The 16,067-nt window shown below is 39.4% G+C and carries 20 protein-coding genes, 1 riboswitch and 1 other annotated feature (1 of these 22 cut by a window edge); of the genes, 14 read left to right on the top strand and 6 right to left on the bottom strand.

Going from position 1 to position 16,067, the window contains the following annotated elements; all coding sequences use genetic code 11:
- Positions 1-58 (top strand) — a binding site (T-box leader); it begins 230 nt to the left of the window's first position.
- 63 nt (positions 59-121) lie between these two features.
- From trpE to OLD84_RS03290, 10 genes are all read left to right on the top strand, one after another.
- A complete protein-coding gene (trpE, locus tag OLD84_RS03335; protein WP_209461707.1) occupies positions 122-1,534 on the top strand; it encodes an anthranilate synthase component I in 1,413 nt (470 codons plus the stop codon).
- Entirely contained in the window at positions 1,515-2,105 is a 591-nt protein-coding gene (locus OLD84_RS03330) for an anthranilate synthase component II (RefSeq protein WP_209461706.1), read from the top strand. The genes trpE and OLD84_RS03330 overlap by 20 nt, the downstream gene beginning before the upstream one ends.
- Complete coding sequence (gene trpD, locus OLD84_RS03325) at positions 2,102-3,127, top strand: anthranilate phosphoribosyltransferase (RefSeq protein WP_209461705.1); 1,026 nt, start codon at positions 2,102-2,104, stop codon at positions 3,125-3,127. The genes OLD84_RS03330 and trpD overlap by 4 nt, the downstream gene beginning before the upstream one ends.
- Complete coding sequence (gene trpC, locus OLD84_RS03320) at positions 3,128-3,913, top strand: indole-3-glycerol phosphate synthase TrpC (protein ID WP_264917273.1); 786 nt, start codon at positions 3,128-3,130, stop codon at positions 3,911-3,913. It abuts the gene before it with no gap.
- Positions 3,914-3,916: 3 nt separating this feature from the next.
- On the top strand, positions 3,917-4,555 hold the full coding sequence (locus OLD84_RS03315; protein ID WP_264917272.1) for a phosphoribosylanthranilate isomerase: 639 nt from the start codon (positions 3,917-3,919) through the stop codon (positions 4,553-4,555).
- Positions 4,533-5,729 carry a tryptophan synthase subunit beta gene (gene trpB, locus OLD84_RS03310; RefSeq protein WP_209461704.1) on the top strand — a complete coding sequence of 399 codons (1,197 nt, stop codon included), beginning with the start codon at positions 4,533-4,535 and terminating at the stop codon, positions 5,727-5,729. The genes OLD84_RS03315 and trpB overlap by 23 nt, the downstream gene beginning before the upstream one ends.
- Before the next feature lies 1 nt (position 5,730).
- The gene (trpA, locus tag OLD84_RS03305; protein WP_209461703.1) at positions 5,731-6,522 is read left to right on the top strand and encodes a tryptophan synthase subunit alpha; all 792 of its coding nucleotides are present in this window, start codon (positions 5,731-5,733) and stop codon (positions 6,520-6,522) included.
- A gap of 135 nt (positions 6,523-6,657) precedes the next feature.
- Positions 6,658-6,764: riboswitch (TPP riboswitch) on the top strand.
- A gap of 192 nt (positions 6,765-6,956) precedes the next feature.
- Positions 6,957-7,817, top strand: a complete 861-nt coding sequence (locus OLD84_RS03300) for a lipoate--protein ligase family protein (RefSeq protein WP_245301449.1) — start codon at positions 6,957-6,959, stop codon at positions 7,815-7,817.
- The gene (gene lipA / locus OLD84_RS03295; protein ID WP_209461702.1) at positions 7,789-8,733 is read left to right on the top strand and encodes a lipoyl synthase; all 945 of its coding nucleotides are present in this window, start codon (positions 7,789-7,791) and stop codon (positions 8,731-8,733) included. The genes OLD84_RS03300 and lipA overlap by 29 nt, the downstream gene beginning before the upstream one ends.
- Before the next feature lie 891 nt (positions 8,734-9,624).
- Positions 9,625-9,999 carry a cupredoxin domain-containing protein gene (locus OLD84_RS03290; protein WP_209461701.1) on the top strand — a complete coding sequence of 125 codons (375 nt, stop codon included), beginning with the start codon at positions 9,625-9,627 and terminating at the stop codon, positions 9,997-9,999.
- Between the two features lie 70 nt (positions 10,000-10,069).
- Here OLD84_RS03290 and OLD84_RS03285 read toward each other — a convergent pair whose 3' ends face one another.
- From OLD84_RS03285 to OLD84_RS19425, 4 genes are all read right to left on the bottom strand, one after another.
- Positions 10,070-10,624 carry a response regulator transcription factor gene (locus tag OLD84_RS03285; protein ID WP_209461700.1) on the bottom strand — a complete coding sequence of 185 codons (555 nt, stop codon included), beginning with the start codon at positions 10,622-10,624 and terminating at the stop codon, positions 10,070-10,072.
- 104 nt (positions 10,625-10,728) lie between these two features.
- Entirely contained in the window at positions 10,729-11,181 is a 453-nt protein-coding gene (locus tag OLD84_RS03280; protein ID WP_209461699.1) for a GNAT family N-acetyltransferase, read from the bottom strand.
- Between the two features lie 71 nt (positions 11,182-11,252).
- Positions 11,253-11,963, bottom strand: a complete 711-nt coding sequence (locus tag OLD84_RS03275; RefSeq protein WP_209461698.1) for a class I SAM-dependent methyltransferase — start codon at positions 11,961-11,963, stop codon at positions 11,253-11,255.
- 326 nt (positions 11,964-12,289) lie between these two features.
- The gene (locus OLD84_RS19425; RefSeq protein WP_406724846.1) at positions 12,290-12,565 is read right to left on the bottom strand and encodes a YppG family protein; all 276 of its coding nucleotides are present in this window, start codon (positions 12,563-12,565) and stop codon (positions 12,290-12,292) included.
- Between the two features lie 198 nt (positions 12,566-12,763).
- Between OLD84_RS19425 and OLD84_RS03265 the strand changes: the two genes are divergently transcribed.
- Complete coding sequence (locus tag OLD84_RS03265; protein WP_209461696.1) at positions 12,764-13,552, top strand: DUF2268 domain-containing putative Zn-dependent protease; 789 nt, start codon at positions 12,764-12,766, stop codon at positions 13,550-13,552.
- Positions 13,553-13,607: 55 nt separating this feature from the next.
- On the opposite strand, the gene OLD84_RS03260 is transcribed toward OLD84_RS03265, so the two are convergent.
- Positions 13,608-13,928: a hypothetical protein gene (locus OLD84_RS03260; RefSeq protein ID WP_209461695.1), complete on the bottom strand. Its 321-nt coding sequence runs from the start codon at positions 13,926-13,928 to the stop codon at positions 13,608-13,610.
- Between the two features lie 226 nt (positions 13,929-14,154).
- Here OLD84_RS03260 and OLD84_RS03255 point away from each other — a divergent pair, with 226 nt between their 5' ends.
- On the top strand, positions 14,155-14,265 hold the full coding sequence (locus tag OLD84_RS03255) for a YjcZ family sporulation protein (protein ID WP_209461694.1): 111 nt from the start codon (positions 14,155-14,157) through the stop codon (positions 14,263-14,265).
- Between the two features lie 39 nt (positions 14,266-14,304).
- Positions 14,305-14,457 carry a YjcZ family sporulation protein gene (locus OLD84_RS03250; protein WP_209461693.1) on the top strand — a complete coding sequence of 51 codons (153 nt, stop codon included), beginning with the start codon at positions 14,305-14,307 and terminating at the stop codon, positions 14,455-14,457.
- 142 nt (positions 14,458-14,599) lie between these two features.
- On the opposite strand, the gene OLD84_RS03245 is transcribed toward OLD84_RS03250, so the two are convergent.
- Positions 14,600-14,797, bottom strand: coding sequence for an SHOCT domain-containing protein (locus OLD84_RS03245; protein ID WP_209461692.1), 198 nt, complete (start codon positions 14,795-14,797; stop codon positions 14,600-14,602).
- A 347-nt stretch (positions 14,798-15,144) separates the two neighbouring features.
- Between OLD84_RS03245 and OLD84_RS03240 the strand changes: the two genes are divergently transcribed.
- Positions 15,145-16,035, top strand: a complete 891-nt coding sequence (locus OLD84_RS03240; RefSeq protein WP_245301447.1) for a putative RNA methyltransferase — start codon at positions 15,145-15,147, stop codon at positions 16,033-16,035.
- Positions 16,036-16,067 lie beyond the last annotated feature (32 nt).

The following is a 16,067-nucleotide window of genomic DNA, read 5'->3' as shown; positions in this document are numbered from 1 at the left end:
TGAAAAGATTTAGTTTCTTTTCAACAGAGGTGGCACCGCGGTCACAATCGTCCTCTATAAACACATTTACATATGTGTTTATAGAGGTTTTTTTTATATCGTAAAGAAAGGAATGAAACGGATGAAAAATACTGGCGTAAAGACAACTCCGTATCAATTTATAAAACAAAATGCGGACACATTAACCCCAATTGAAATTTTCAAAAGGGTAAATGGAAAGAAGAAGTTTTTACTGGAAAGTTCTTTTCAACATGAAAAAAAGGGTAAGTATTCATTTATTGGTTCGGATCCATATCGAGAAATAATTGGTCATGGGAACATAACAACGGATGTAAAACATGAAGAAAGCACTGTCGAGACAATCGCACAATCTGCATTGCCCTATTTACAAGAACAGTTACCAAAAATTGATACAGATCTCCCACTCCCTTTTCATGGTGGCGCTATTGGATATATCGGCTATGATGCGATCCGGGAATTTGAAAATATAGGTGAGACCTTACCAGATGAGTTAAACATGCCGGACATTCATTTCATGATTTATAAAAATGTGATTGTTTTTGATCACACGAAAGAAGTTGTCTATTTAATTGCCATGAATCCAGATCACCAGGCCCAGTCCCAACTGGATCATCGGTTAGCGCATCTACAAAGGATGCTTACAACACCAGTAGATACTACAGAAGGTGACCTTAGCAATGTACAGTTTCAACCTGATAGTACAGAAGAACAATTTAAAGAAAAAGTGGAGATAGCTAAGAAACATATTCATCAGGGGGATATTTTTCAAGTTGTTTTATCACAGCGGATGAAAGCGACAATTGATGGCGATCCTTTTTCCTTTTACCGAAAGCTTAGAAAAGCAAACCCTTCCCCCTACATGTTCTATATCGACTTTGACGATTATCTCGTGTTGGGGGCATCGCCGGAAAGCCTCATACAGACGACTGGCGATGAGGTTGTTACAAATCCGATTGCTGGTACCCGAGCCCGCGGAAAAACAGCGGACGAAGACGAGGCACTGATGGCGGATCTACTTGCAGATGAAAAAGAAATTGCTGAGCACCGGATGCTAGTGGATTTAAGCAGAAATGATCTGGGTCGTGTTTGTGAAATTAGCAGCATCAGTCTTCCAACCTATATGACCATAGAGAAATATCAGCACGTTATGCATATCGTTTCTGAAGTTAAAGGAAAATTGAATTCCAATTTCACCAGTATTGATGCACTAATTGCTTGTTTACCAGCTGGTACCGTTTCAGGTGCGCCCAAGATTAGGGCAATGCAAATTATTAACGACTTGGAAGAAAAAAAGCGTGGTGCCTATGCAGGGGGAATTGGCTATATCAGTTTCAATCACGATGTCAATATAGCCCTTGCCATCAGGTCACTTGTCATCAAAAAAAACCAAGCCTATTTACAAACCGGTGCTGGTATCGTTTATGATTCCGTACCTGAAAAGGAATTTGCAGAGACATTACAAAAAGCAAAGTCATTAATGGAGGTGAATAATATTGATCTTGTTAATGGATAATTATGATTCGTTCACATACAACGTTTACCAGTACTTTTCAGAGGTGCATAACGAAATCAACGTAGCCCGTAATGATCAAATTACACTGGCAGAGATTGAAGCCTTAAATCCGGAGGCTATCATAATTTCCCCAGGACCTGGTCTACCTGAAGAGTCTGGAATTTGTGTAGATATGGTTAGACATTTTCATAAAAAGATACCGATCCTTGGAATATGTTTAGGCCAGCAAATTATTGCCGAAGCATTAGGAGCCAAATTAACGAAAGCAAAACAAATCAAACACGGGAAAACATCGCTGATCACACATAACACTTCTGGGCCATTTCATAACCTACCTGATCCACTGGAGGTAATGCGTTATCACTCTTTCGTAGTTGATAGAAAATCAGTTCCAGCACAGTTGGAAGTTGTTGCTTCGTCACTCGAAGATAATGAAGTAATGGCCATCCAACATCGTGATTACCCAGTATACGGGGTGCAGTTCCATCCGGAATCGATTGGCACGGATACAGGAAAGCATATCATTCAAAATTTCGTACAGGAAATGGGAAAGGAGATCGAGGCAAAATGAAAAACTATCTTGAAAAATTGATTAATCAGGAAGACCTAACGGTGGCGGAAATGAAGGATGCAGCCAATCATTGTTTCACGGATACCATCACCGATTCTGAAATTGCTTCCTTTTTAACTGCTTTACAAGTAAAAGGAGAAACGGCGGATGAAATTGCGGGAATTGTAGAGGTGATTCGTTCCAGGTCTTCTTTTAACACGGCGCATATACCAAATGCGATGGATAATTGTGGCACTGGCGGTGATAAATCCTATAGCTTCAATATCAGTACAACTTCAGCATTTGTCATAGCCGGTGCAGGTATACCAGTTGCCAAGCACGGCAACCGCAGCATATCCAGTAAAACTGGTAGTGCAGACGTGCTCGAGCATTTAGGTGTTTCCCTGTCATTCACGAATGATCATGTAGAAGAAATGCTACATGAGAATAAGATCGCCTTTTTATTTGCACCACATGTTCATGCTGCGTTGAAGCCTTTTTCAAAGGTTCGTCAAGAGCTGGGACTGCCAACCATTTTTAATGCGATCGGACCATTAACAAACCCGGTTTCCCTTGATTCCCAGTTACTTGGTGTCTATCGTCCAGACATGGTTCAGATGCTAGCAGAGGCATTGCGTAAATTAGGCAGACGCCGTGCTATTGTGATAAACGGTGCAGGAGAAATGGATGAGGCATCATTAGCAGGTGATAACAAAATTTCCCTTCTTGACCAAGGAAACATAACTACCTTCACCCTACATCCTGAAGAGGTAGGATTGCCAACCTATCCAAATGAGCAAATTCGCGGTGGCGACGCGATAGATAACGCAACGATTTTACAAAACGTACTAAACGGTCAAAAAGACGCTTATTATGATACGGTTCTTTTGAATGCAGGTTTGGGACTGTACGCCAATGGAAGTGCGGAAACGATTAAGGCTGGGATAGAATTAGCAAGAGAAAGTATTGAATCAGGTGCTGCCATGGAAAGGTTACAATATTTAATTGAGTACAGTAGAAAAATTCCAAGTGAGGTGATGTAAGTGACCATTTTAGATAAAATTTTAGCGGAAAAAGAAAAAGAGGTTTCTCTGCTTCTTAATCAAACGTTTGATCAAGTCTCATTTAACAGACCAACAACCTTCAAGGAAAAGGTAGCAGCATCAGACAAGATAAACGTTATTTCTGAAATAAAACGTTCCTCCCCATCCAAAGGAGAAATTAATATGGGAGTCAACCCAGTAGAACAAGCGAAAAAGTACGAAGCTTCAGGTGCTGCTGCCATTTCTATATTGACCGATAAACCTTTCTTTAATGGGTCGATGGATGACTTACGCGCGATTCGGCAAGCAGTTGATTTACCGATTTTATGCAAGGATTTTATGATTGACCCGGTTCAGATTGATCAGGCTAAGGCATCTGGTGCCACCATTATTTTATTAATTGTTGCCGCCTTATCGGATGAAAATTTTAAAAAACTTTATCGTTATGCATTAAGCCAAGATTTAGAGGTACTTTGTGAAGTGCATAATGAAGAAGAAATGGAACGGGCACTTGAGGTGAATCCAGAGATTATCGGAATAAATAATCGAAATTTAAAAACATTTGAAGTTGATCTGATGACAACCAATAATTTAGCATCTATGGTAACAAATCCGAATACAATCCTTGTCAGTGAAAGTGGGATTAAAACAAAACAAGATGTAATACGTGTCAGCGAAGCTGGTGCAGATGCCATTCTAGTTGGTGAAACATTGATGCGTGCGGATAATCTAACAGAAACCTTTCAGGATCTAAAGGTACCAACCCCTGAAAAAGGGGTGAGATAGAACGTGCTGGTGAAAATTTGTGGGATTAAAACAGAAGAGGCAGCTCAGACCGCAGTAAATGCTGGCGCTGACTTTATCGGATTTGTTTTTGCACCAAGTAAACGCGAAATCACAGCCGAAGATGCTGCTACCATTGCTCAGTCGATCCCCCCTTCCGTTAAAAAAGTTGGTGTTTTTGTAAATGAAACAATCGAGACAATGACGGAGATCGCAACACTTGTTGGTTTAGATTTCATTCAGCTTCACGGGGATGAGACTCCAGAATTGGCTGAACAGCTTCCATTCAAAATTATTAAAGCATTTCCAGCCGAGCCTGAACATTTTTCAGCAATGCATACGTATCCGAGTGATTTTTATCTTCTCGATAGTCCTTTTGGGAAAAACCGCGGAGGCAACGGAACTGTATTTGACTGGGATGTAACGCGCAATCTATCCATTGATCGAGCAAAAATTATGTTAGCTGGTGGGTTAACACCTGAAAACATCCAACAGGCAAGGAAGCAAGTTAACCCTGGCTGCGTTGATGTTTCTAGCGGCGTCGAAACAAACGGCGAAAAGGATCCTAAAAAGATCATGAATTTTATCCGATTAGCAAAAAGCACACGAAAGGATGAGTCAATTGACAACATACACAATGCCTGACAAAACAGGAAAATACGGTGATTTCGGCGGGCGGTTTGTCCCGGAATTATTAATGCCGGCCGTAATTGAGTTGGAAAAAGCATATGACGAGGCAAAGAATGATCCTGAATTTATTGACGAACTAAATTATTACCTTAAACAGTATGTAGGTCGTGAAACACCGCTTTACTATGCTGAAAAACTTTCGAAAAAAATAGGTGGACCGCAAATTTATTTAAAGCGCGAGGACTTAAACCATACCGGTGCACACAAAATTAATAACACAGTCGGCCAAGCCCTTCTAACACGAAGAATGGGGAAGAAAAAAGTGGTCGCTGAAACAGGTGCAGGACAGCACGGGGTAGCGACCGCCACAGTCTGTGCACTACTGGATCTCGATTGTGTCGTTTTTATGGGTGAGGAGGACATTCGTCGCCAGAAATTGAATGTTTTTCGAATGGAATTATTAGGAGCTGAAGTCCGAAGTGTTTCGCATGGCAGTGGAACCTTAAAAGATGCAGTCAACGAAGCCTTACGCTACTGGGTAAGTCATGTGAATGACACCCACTATATTATAGGTTCCGTCGTTGGCCCACATCCTTTTCCAAAAATAGTTCGTGACTTTCAATCTGTGATTGGCGAGGAAACAAAAAAACAAATTGTTGATCAGACGAGCGCGTTACCGAATGCCATTGTTGCCTGTGTGGGTGGGGGCAGTAATGCGATGGGAATGTTTTATCCATTTATTCAGGACCAAAATGTAAAGCTATTCGGTGTTGAGGCTGGTGGGGAAGGTTTGGAAACTGGTAACCATGCTGCTACATTATCTCATGGTACGACAGGTATATTACATGGGACATTAAGCCATTTATTACAGGACAACGATGGCCAAATTAAAGAGGCGTTCTCCATTTCAGCAGGTCTCGACTATCCAGGTGTTGGCCCTGAGCATAGTCATTTACACCAAACAGATCGTGTGACATACACATCGATAACAGATGAAGTAGCATTAAATGCATTACAGGAATTATCCAAATCAGAAGGAATTATCCCAGCACTAGAAAGCGCACATGCCGTGGCTTATGCCATGAAATTCGCTGAAGAAATGAAACAAGATCAGACATTGGTCATTTGCTTGTCCGGCCGTGGTGATAAAGATGTTGAACAAGTAAAAGACAGATTGGAGGAAAAATAATATGGGGAAATCAAAAATAGATCAATCCTTTCAGGAAAAACAAGCAGCTAATGAGAAATTATTTGTCCCTTACATTATGGCTGGTGATGGTGGACTCGATCGTTTAGAAGAACGGATTCAGTTTTTACAGGAATGTGGTGTGGCAGCAATTGAGCTTGGCATCCCCTTTTCCGATCCAGTTGCAGACGGCCCAACCATTCAGGAAGCAGGGATTCGCGCATTGGAAAATGGAACAACACTTATGTCCATACTCAAGAAATTGCAGGATTTTAAAGAAAATCGTTCTGTTCCTATTATCTTAATGACGTATTTAAATCCGATCGTAGCATATGGTACAGAAAAATTTGCTGTTGATTGCAGGGAATCCGGTGTTGACGGTGTGATTATTCCCGACTTGCCGTTAGAGGAGGAATCGATTCTAGCTGGACACTTACAGGAAAATTCGATTGCTTTTATTCGACTTGCAGCAATGACAAGTCCGAAAGAGCGTTTGGTCGAACTAGCAAAACGATCGGAAGGGTTCCTCTATGCTGTTTCTGTTACGGGAACAACGGGAGCTCGCACGGTACATGACGCAATGGTAGAAGATTACCTGCAGATGCTGAAGGAGCACAGTTCCGTCCCTGTCTTGGCAGGATTCGGGGTCTCAGATATCCAACAAGCCCGTGATCTCAGTTCCTATTGTGATGGTGTGATCGTTGGAAGCAAGATTGTAGATTTATTACACAAAGGAAAAACCGATGAAATTAAAGACTTGATACATGGGAGTTTAAAGCTTGAAATCAACCATTAATTCTTTAGAGGAAAAGAAATACGACTTAGCCTCGTTTTCAGCCAATTCCCTTTGTTCAACAAAACAAAATAAACAGTTATTTCCTTTACAATTGGAAGTATTTCCTATACGCTAAGTATAGAAATTGTATATAACGATGAGCACTAGGGGTGCTGTAAAAGTAGCTGAGAAGAACTGAATAGTTCTGACCCTTTGTACCCGAAATAGATAATACTAGCGTGGGGATGTGCGTTTTTTTGTATATTCATATATGTTTAGGAATAAACATACAAACAGACTGCATTTCTTAAGGGATGTAGTCTGTTTTTTTTAACATTAAAACCATGTATTTCAATCGGAACAGTATACAATATTAGACGAATTCCCCCTAAGGGCTCATTACGTTAATTTCTAGCTTGTTTATAAAAATTTTTTTTATAATCGGAGGTGATTTTTTGGAAAAAGAATGGGGTTTTTTGAATACCGGGTTCCACAATGCAGCAGTTAATATGGCATTGGATGAAGCTTTATTAAATTGGCATAGCAAAGGAGAAATTCCACCCACATTACGGCTTTATGGATGGAAAGTACCCAGTTTAACCGTTGGCCATTTTCAAAAGGCAGAGAAATCGATTGATTTTAATGCTCTGGAGAAACACGGTTGTCAATACGTCCGTCGGCTAACTGGAGGAAGTGCTGTATTACATGACAATGAACTTACATATAGTCTTGTCATTTCTGAACAGGACCCTTCCCTTCCAAAGTCGGTAAAAGAAGCCTACTATGTGTTATCAAAAGGTGTTCTGGAGGGGTATAAAAATTTAGGTATCCAAGCCGATTATGCCATACCGGAAAAGAAAAGGAATAAGGACAGAACAGCTATCTGCTTTGAAAAGCCAGCATCTTATGAAATGGTCGTTGATGGCAAGAAAATCTCTGGTAACGCACAAACAAGGAAAAAAGGTGTCCTTCTGCAACATGGTTCCATTCCTATGAGTATTGACGCAGAGATGTTATTTGACATGTTCCTTTTCCCTTCTGAAGCGATAAAACAACGAAAGCGTGAATCCTTTGAAAAAAAGGCTATTACCATTGATCAGCTAACGAACCAAAAGCATACGTATGACATGATGACAGTAGCTTTCAAAGAAGGTTTTCGAACAGGGTTAGATATTGAGCTAAACCCCATAGAGCTATCGAAAAGCCAGTGGGAAGAAGTATACCATTTAGCGAATACAAAATATGATTCATCGTTATGGAATAATAAATCGAAGGAGCGTGTTATAAGTGGCAGAACAAGCAACGTATATACGTAAACCGAAATGGCTGAAGACGAAGATTAACACCAATGAATCATACAGAGAGCTTAAGCACCTGATGCGGGACAAGAAATTAAATACCGTTTGTGAAGAAGCACGATGCCCAAATATCTATGAGTGCTGGAGCGAACGACAAACGGCTACATTTATGATTTTAGGCGATACATGTACGCGTGGTTGCCGCTTTTGTGCAGTGAAAACAGGATTGCCAAATGAACTCGACTGGGGAGAACCGAAACGAGTTGCTGAATCTGTTGCCATTATGGGGTTAAAGCATACGGTGATTACAGCAGTTGCACGCGATGACTTGAAAGATGGCGGTGCAGCAGTTTTTGCTGAAACAGTCCGACAAATTCGCACCCAAAATCCTGGATCCACCATTGAAATCTTACCTTCTGATATGAAGGGCGATTATGAGAGTCTGCATACACTAATGGATAGCGGACCAGACATATTTAACCACAACATTGAAACCGTACGGCGTTTGACAAAAAAAGTTAGAGCAATAGCGATGTATGACCGTTCATTACAGCTTTTACAGCGTGTGAAAGAGATCGCTCCAGATACACCTACGAAATCAAGCATTATGGTTGGGCTTGGTGAAACAAAGGAAGAACTAATTCAAGCAATGGATGATTTATTAGCTCACGATGTAGACATTGTAACAATCGGTCAATATTTACAACCAACAAAAAAACACTTACCGGTCGAGCGTTATTACCATCCAGATGAGTTTGAAGAACTAAAACAAATTGCATTAGAAATGGGATTTCGCCATTGTGAAGCCGGCCCGTTTGTACGCTCCTCGTACCATGCGGATGAGCAAGTAACCCAAGCATCCGCACAGCGTAGAATTGATTATATGAAAGGCGTAGAAGACCAGGAAAATACAGAAGTTAAATTTAACTTTTAAAAAGCGAAGGTCCCTTATCGAGGTTTACATCTTGATAAGGAATCGTCATCTATTACAGGCTCTTTTTGTAAGTATTGTTGTTTTTACATTTTCGGAGTTGATATAAAAGACGACGCAGTGACAATTCTCTTTCGTGACGCTGCCTCTCGTTCTAATGATGGTTGGTGCTTGGATTCGCTACGGCAGAATACTCCGCTTTCCGTGGGCACGGCCTCAGCCTCCTCGCGGAAGATCGCCGCTGCGGGGTCTTCGGTCACGTGCTGGGGCTGCGCGTAAATGCTCGCCCCACCGAAAACCATTGTTCCCACAGGAGTCTACGTATTCTGCCTTCGCTGATCTGAGGCATTCTGGTTATCGATTTGTTGTAGCCCATGAAATTAACGTTTTTGATTAGTTCTTCTCACATGAAGAAAACGGTTAGAAGCCGCGGAAGACGCGAGACTCCTCAAAAATACAAACACCGATTTTTTCATGGGATATAATGCTGCCGAAGTTTTCTAAAAAGTTACAATGAACAATACCAGCGAAGGAAATACACGGAGACTCCTGCGGGAACAGTGGCCAAAGTGAGACCCCGCAGAACGGAGTTCGAGAAGGCTCACGGGTCACCCGCGGAAAGCGTAGTGTATTTCCGTAGCGGGTAAAAAGCATCAACCTTAATTTCAAACTATGTCGTCTTTTATAGATTTTGTATCAAAACAACAATTCTTTTCAGTGGGACAAGTAACCACAGTCACAATCTTTTAGAAAAAAGCTTCATTAAAAGATTCATAATTTAGCTTGTGCATTATTGTTCATAGATTTGCCTTAAGTTCTCCATAAAAACTGCATATTTAATCTCTATAATCATTATTGTAAAGGTAATTAAATATCATTTAGGGGGACTTATTTATGAAAAAAAGTCTATTAGCAACTTTATTTTTAGGCCTGGTTTTGATTCTTGCAGCCTGCGGTGGTGGCGATAGCAGTGAACCGGCGAGTGGTGAAGATGCAGGAGCAGGAGATGCCGCCAATGAAGTTAATATAACTGCAACTAACTTTGACTTAGGCGAAGACGTCACAGTACCAGCTGGTGAAGAAATTAGTCTAACGCTCACGAATGAAGAAGGTATGCACGGAATTTCCATCGATGAACTTGATGTACATCTTGATGGTGAGGGCGAGACAACATTTACAGCAGATGAACCTGGTAAATACACCATATATTGTAATATCCCATGTGGTGAAGGACATGATGACATGGTAACTACATTGATCGTAGAATAATCTATTCTGAAAGAGCTGTTCCCTGCAATAGCTCTTTTTTCGTTTCGCACTTAATCAAAACGAAAAAACGTTAAGCATTCATCCATTTATATCCTACCCCCCAAACTGTTTTTAGATGCTTATCGATTGGAAATCCTGCATCTCTAATTTTCCCTCGCATATTCCTCACGTGGGAATCTACTGTTCTTTCATCCGTAACGGAAGTGTATCCCCATACCAAATCAATTAATTGTTCCCTCGCAAATACTTGATTAGGATTCCTAGGATTTCTCCTGCGTAACAATGCTTCCATTCTGGCTAATAATTCATCCTTATGAAATGGCTTAATCATATAATCGTCAGCACCTAATCGCAGTCCTTTAATGATATCACCTGGTTGGTCGCGACCAGTTATCATAATAATAGGGACATCCGAAATTCTTCTAATCTTTCGGCAAAGTTCCCAACCATCTAAATCTGGCATCATAATATCAAGTAAAACAAGCTGAAAAGATTCCTGTTCCATGTAAGATAAGGCTTCTTTGGATCCCAGGGCTTTTTTATACGTATAATTATATGGCTTCAAGTACAGTCCCAATAAATCTAGCATCCGTTGTTCATCATCTACTAAAAGAACTTTATTCAATAGGGTCACCTCTGACATAATATATCACTTACCTCTTACTTCAATTAATATTATATCAAAAAATCACAATTTACATCCGTATACAACATCTGTTTAGACAAAAGTTAAAGGTCATCGCCATCTAAACCTTTCTCCATTATTGTGGATATATCTTGAAACCCAAGTTTGTGATAAAGATCTTTTGCATGATTCCCTGAGAACACATTTAATTGTACTTTTTTATGTCCACTTTCTTTCAGTTTTCTAAATACTTCTTTACATAATTTATCTGCTATTCCCTTTTTTCTATCATTTGGCATAACATAAATTTCTGGAATAAAACCGATCTTTTCACTGGAATAATTATCAAAGATCTCTCCTACACCAACCCAACCCTGAATAACATTATTTTCGGTATAAACAATATAATACCCACCACCAATTAAAAAGGAGGACGCTAATTGCCGCGCTATATCTCGCCTTGGTTCATAATAACCCACCGTAGCTTCTTTTAATACAGCAGGAGCATACTTTAAAATTTTTTGTGTTTCACTATAAGTAGCTACTCTAATAGTCATTAACCTTTCACCACCCTTTTGAATGATATCTGGAACAAGTGACAAGACTTCACATGATATTTATCAGGGCACTAATAACATTTAAAAATGCGAAAACCTAATATATCCTTATAAAATTTCGTTAAGTGTTCATGTTTTTCGAGAATCTCAAAGTATGCATCGTCTATATTTTCAGATACAGAAAAGTCTGGAGCATTTTCCAGATCCTCTCCCCCATCTCCTAACGTAACTTTCTGGATATCTATATGAGTGAAACCTACTCTTTTGAATCTGTCATACCATTGGGATTCCGTTAATAACTGATGAACACCGTAAAAATCAACAATTGGTTTCATTTCTTTTTCAATAAGTGGCTTTTCAAGTACCATCTCCACTACAATCAACACACCATCTGATTTGAGCATCCTTTTGAACGCTGGAATAGTTAAAGATGCATCTGTAAATGATGCTACGGATTCAGAAAGAACCATATCAAATACGGATTCATTAAAAGGGAGGGCCTCAGCGCTCCCCTCTATAACTTCCACTGGTAATTGTAAGGATAAGAACCGCTGTCTTGCCTTATCCACCATTATCTTGTTGGAATCTAATGACGTAACCGTACATTGATACTGTTCCTGAATATATGCAGAGGTTTGACCGGTTCCACAACCAACATCAAGAACGGACTTCTTTTCATCTAAATTTTCTGTCGCTAATATAGCTTTTGTAAGCTTAAGTCCCCCAGGATGTGCACCCCCAACCCCAAATAATGCCAAAAAATCGAGATATGAATGTTTCAATTTAGTGCCCCTTCCCCCTTCTATAACCTACCCCTCATTGCTTAATGTTTGTGTTGGGGCGAGTAATCGCAAATGTCTTCGGTGGGACGAGTAAGCGCAGTCCCAGCCCCAGTACGTGCTAATGCCGGCGGTGCGACTGGTAAAAAGCACAGGACTAGAAAGTAACTACCATACATTATGATTTTTGGATAAAATAGTTCATTACTATATTTAATTCCAAGCTTGTAAAAAGAATTACCCTCCTACAAGCTTGGATATTTAGAAATGGAAGGATAAATAACGAGCCCTGTCATTACGTTACTTTCAAATCAAGAGATTCCTATTATTTACCTTGTAAAAAATTTGGAAACCATTGGACCCACTTGCGTAATCATCGGACTTACCTGGTTGTATATCCCGTGCATTTGTTGGGCAGTTGATGATATTTTCTCAAAATCCCACCGTCCTTCAGGTGTTTGAAATTGAGACTTTAAACTTGGTTTGTTTGGCTGTTGCCCTTGAGGTGGCCTTTGAGGTGGCCTTTGAGGTGGCCTTTGAGGTGGTCTTTGAGGTGGGCCAAATTGAAAAGGTGGTCCAGGTGGACGTGATTGAAATGGTGGCATTGGTCGTCTTGGTCTTGCAGGAAACATAAACATTACACCTCCTATTTAACGGTCTGCTACATCGTATTCAGAATAACGTTTTATGAGAAGGTTTTTGTCCTGTTTCACAAAAATTTTCTAGTGAGTATCAACCATTAGTAACAATTGTTAGTAAAATGCATACTTTATCAGACGAGATGTGTAAATAGGGGTGTTACGATGGGTGTTATTAGAACAGATAAATGGTTAATGGACTCTTATGATAAGCCGATAGATATATGTGAAAATTTGGAGAAATATTTTGATGGTGCATCAGCTTCCGAAATATATAATTACTTACTTTCCCATGGAATGTACCGGCAGCCATCCAGAAACGGAAACAATGAGATAGTCGATCATTTAAAAGAAAAGAAGGTTTGGCATATCGTGCAAGATGAAAGTCAAAAACTAAGAAAACTGTGGTCAGGACCAAATATCCCCATTTTCATTTTTCCATCTGATACGAGCAACAGAAAACTTAAACAAGATTTTAATGGTAAATCCGGGCTAGCTTTCAAAAATAAGCTATTTTTATTTATTTCCAATGAAAATAAGGAAGAAGAAATACGAGCATTATTCGCACATGAGTATAATCATATATGCCGCTTGTCCAAATTTAAAAAAAGTGAAAAGGATTACGTATTGCTAGACACAATCATTCTGGAAGGATTAGCGGAGAATGCTGTACGTGAAAAATTTGGAGAAGAATACCTTGCTAATTGGACTGCGTATTATTCAAATGAAGAACTCAAAAAGTTATTTAATCATTTAATTCTACCGAAAAAAGATGTACACAATCAGGAGAGAAAACATCAAGAAATATTGTACGGATTACGGTTTTATCCAAAAATGGTAGGTTATAGTGTTGGCTATTATTTAGTTAAAAAGTATATAGACGAAAATAATACGTTGAGTAAGGATTTACTTTCTTTTCCTACGTCTAAAATCGCACAAATAAAAACGGAGTGATTATAAAGAGATAAGAACAGACGAAAAATACCCGTCTGTTCTTTATTTTTAAGCCTTAAATAAATCCTACCAATGGAAGTAAGGCCAACGTACCAATGGATCCTAACGCAACGCCCATTCCTAAACCGCCGCCATAGCCTGGTCCAGCAAAGCCGCCGTAGCCCCCGAATCCTCCGGGTCCACCATAACCGATGCCGCCGAAGCCTCCATAGCCAAAACCACCAAAGCCACCTTGACGACCAAGTGGCTGCAAATATACATTATGCTCATCAACGTGACAAATAACCCCTCTATGAGTTACTCCAGTACGCGTTTTAATTTCAACAGCTCTTCCTCTATATTGTTGGCATAGTCCATAATAATGTCCAGCTGACATTCATTCACCCCCGTATCTTTATGAAGCATACGACAGTATATGTACTTCCTGTATTATCGTAATGGACAATTGCATTAGTTATTGGTGAAAAATTATTCTAGAGAATACTTCAAACATATTTTCCATTTTTTAATTCCAAGGCGCCAAATTTGGGATAGTGTCCATATCACTAATTGAATCATCTACATATATTACTAACAAATGAACATATGGAGGTGTTTTATTAATGAGTGGAGCTGTTGCAGGAGCAGGCTATGGTGGAGGCTTCGCCTTTGTCGTAGTATTGTTTATCCTATTAATTATTGTTGGTGCTTCTTTCGGTGGTTACGGATATTAAGAACTGAGTTAAATAAAAAATAATGTTAGGAGTGTTTCTATGTTTGGATATGGCGGCTACGGAGCTGGATATGGTGCTGGTGCCTGCGGGCACGGATATGGCGCACCTGGTGCCGGTGCTGGCGGCGGTGGATTTGCGTTAATCGTCGTACTATTTATTCTCCTCATAATCGTAGGTGCGGCTTGGTTTTAAATTTCACTAAAAACTAACTTGATTCGCAAAATAATAAGCCTAAAAGTTTTCAAGCTGTCGAGTATCTCGGCAGCTTGTTAATTTAGTAGAGATATTTTATCACTATTTCCCGGGAAATGACGAAATATAATTCCGTACATATTTACTTTCCGCGTTTTTTCTTTGCTTCATCATATTCCTCTTGCGTTATCTCCCCTTTTTCGAGTCTTTTTTTCAAAACATGAAGCGAATCTCTTGGAGGAGCTTGAGATTTACCTGCTCTAAAACGAGTTAAAATGACGATCATAATGATTAGAATTATGACGGACAAGATAATACGTATTACAGATTCTGTCAGCATTTTATCACCTCTTTATTACAATTACCTTTTACACTTGTTTTTAATCATACGGTTAGGCATCGTTTAACTGGTAGATCGACTAAACAGGATTTTCGTGAAAAAGAAATCTTTTTTGCGTTTGACGTTTTTCACGGGACGTTTCCTTTCCTCTGCCATTCCATACTAGCATGTCCTGTACGTCTATCCTTACTAAATGAGGTTTTATTTTATGCTTACTTAAGATTGTGCAATTAATTATCTGTTGAATGATCGACGGAATAGGTGGACACTTATGTTATATTTATAAGAAAGATAACGGTGTACATTATTCCCATAGTTAAATAACGCAAATAAATGAGGTGGCTTTTTTGAATAAAATAAATAAACGAGTAAAGAGTGCAATCTATGTACGTCATTTTGAATCCATATTTAAGTGCCCTACCTGTGGTTCATCTATGAAGGTTTCTGAATCAAAAAGTTTAACCTGCTCACGTAATCATACATTTGATTTTACCAAGCAAGGATATCTCAACTTAGCAACAAACCAAATGAAAACAAAATATAGTAGGGAGCTTTTCGAAGCTCGAAGAAAGCTTATGACAGAAGCTGACTTTTTTGACCCTCTAATTCAGTTTATTTCCACTGTGATAAATGAACACAGTGGAAATAAAAAAGATGAAATAGCTGTGCTCGATACCGGTTGCGGAGAAGGCTCACATCTTAGTACCATCTGTGATAGGCTGAGCTCTGATTTTAAAAAGGAAGTCATGGGAGTAGGTATTGATATTTCGAAAGAAGGTATTTTGACAGCTGCCAAGAACTATTCAGATAAAATCTGGTCCGTTGCTGATCTAACAAACACACCGTTTCAAAACGGTACTTTTGATGTTATTCTTAATATCTTATCACCTTCAAATTATGAAGAATTCAATAGACTTTTAAATACGAATGGGTTAGTCGTAAAGGTAGTCCCTCAAAGTGATTACTTAAAAGAATTAAGAGAGGGTCTTTTTGATGATCCAGAAAAACAGCGTTATACGAATGCTGAAACTGTTAAACGTTTTAATGAGAATTTCCATTTTGTAGATCACTCAAGGCTACGCTATACCGTGAATCTAGATAACCCATTTATTCAGGCACTCGTTCAAATGACGCCTTTATCATGGGCAGCTACAAACGAGCAAGTAAATTCATTTTTAGAAAAGGACTCTGCTGAAATAACCGTTGACCTGGATATTCTAATTGGTAAAAAAACATAAAGTTATGAAACAAGTCTAGTGATCATGGCTTT

The sequence above is a fragment of the Virgibacillus natechei genome (assembly GCF_026013645.1).
Taxonomy (GTDB): Bacteria; Bacillota; Bacilli; order Bacillales; family Amphibacillaceae; genus Virgibacillus_L; species Virgibacillus_L natechei.
This window is presented reverse-complemented; position numbering and strand designations above follow the sequence as displayed.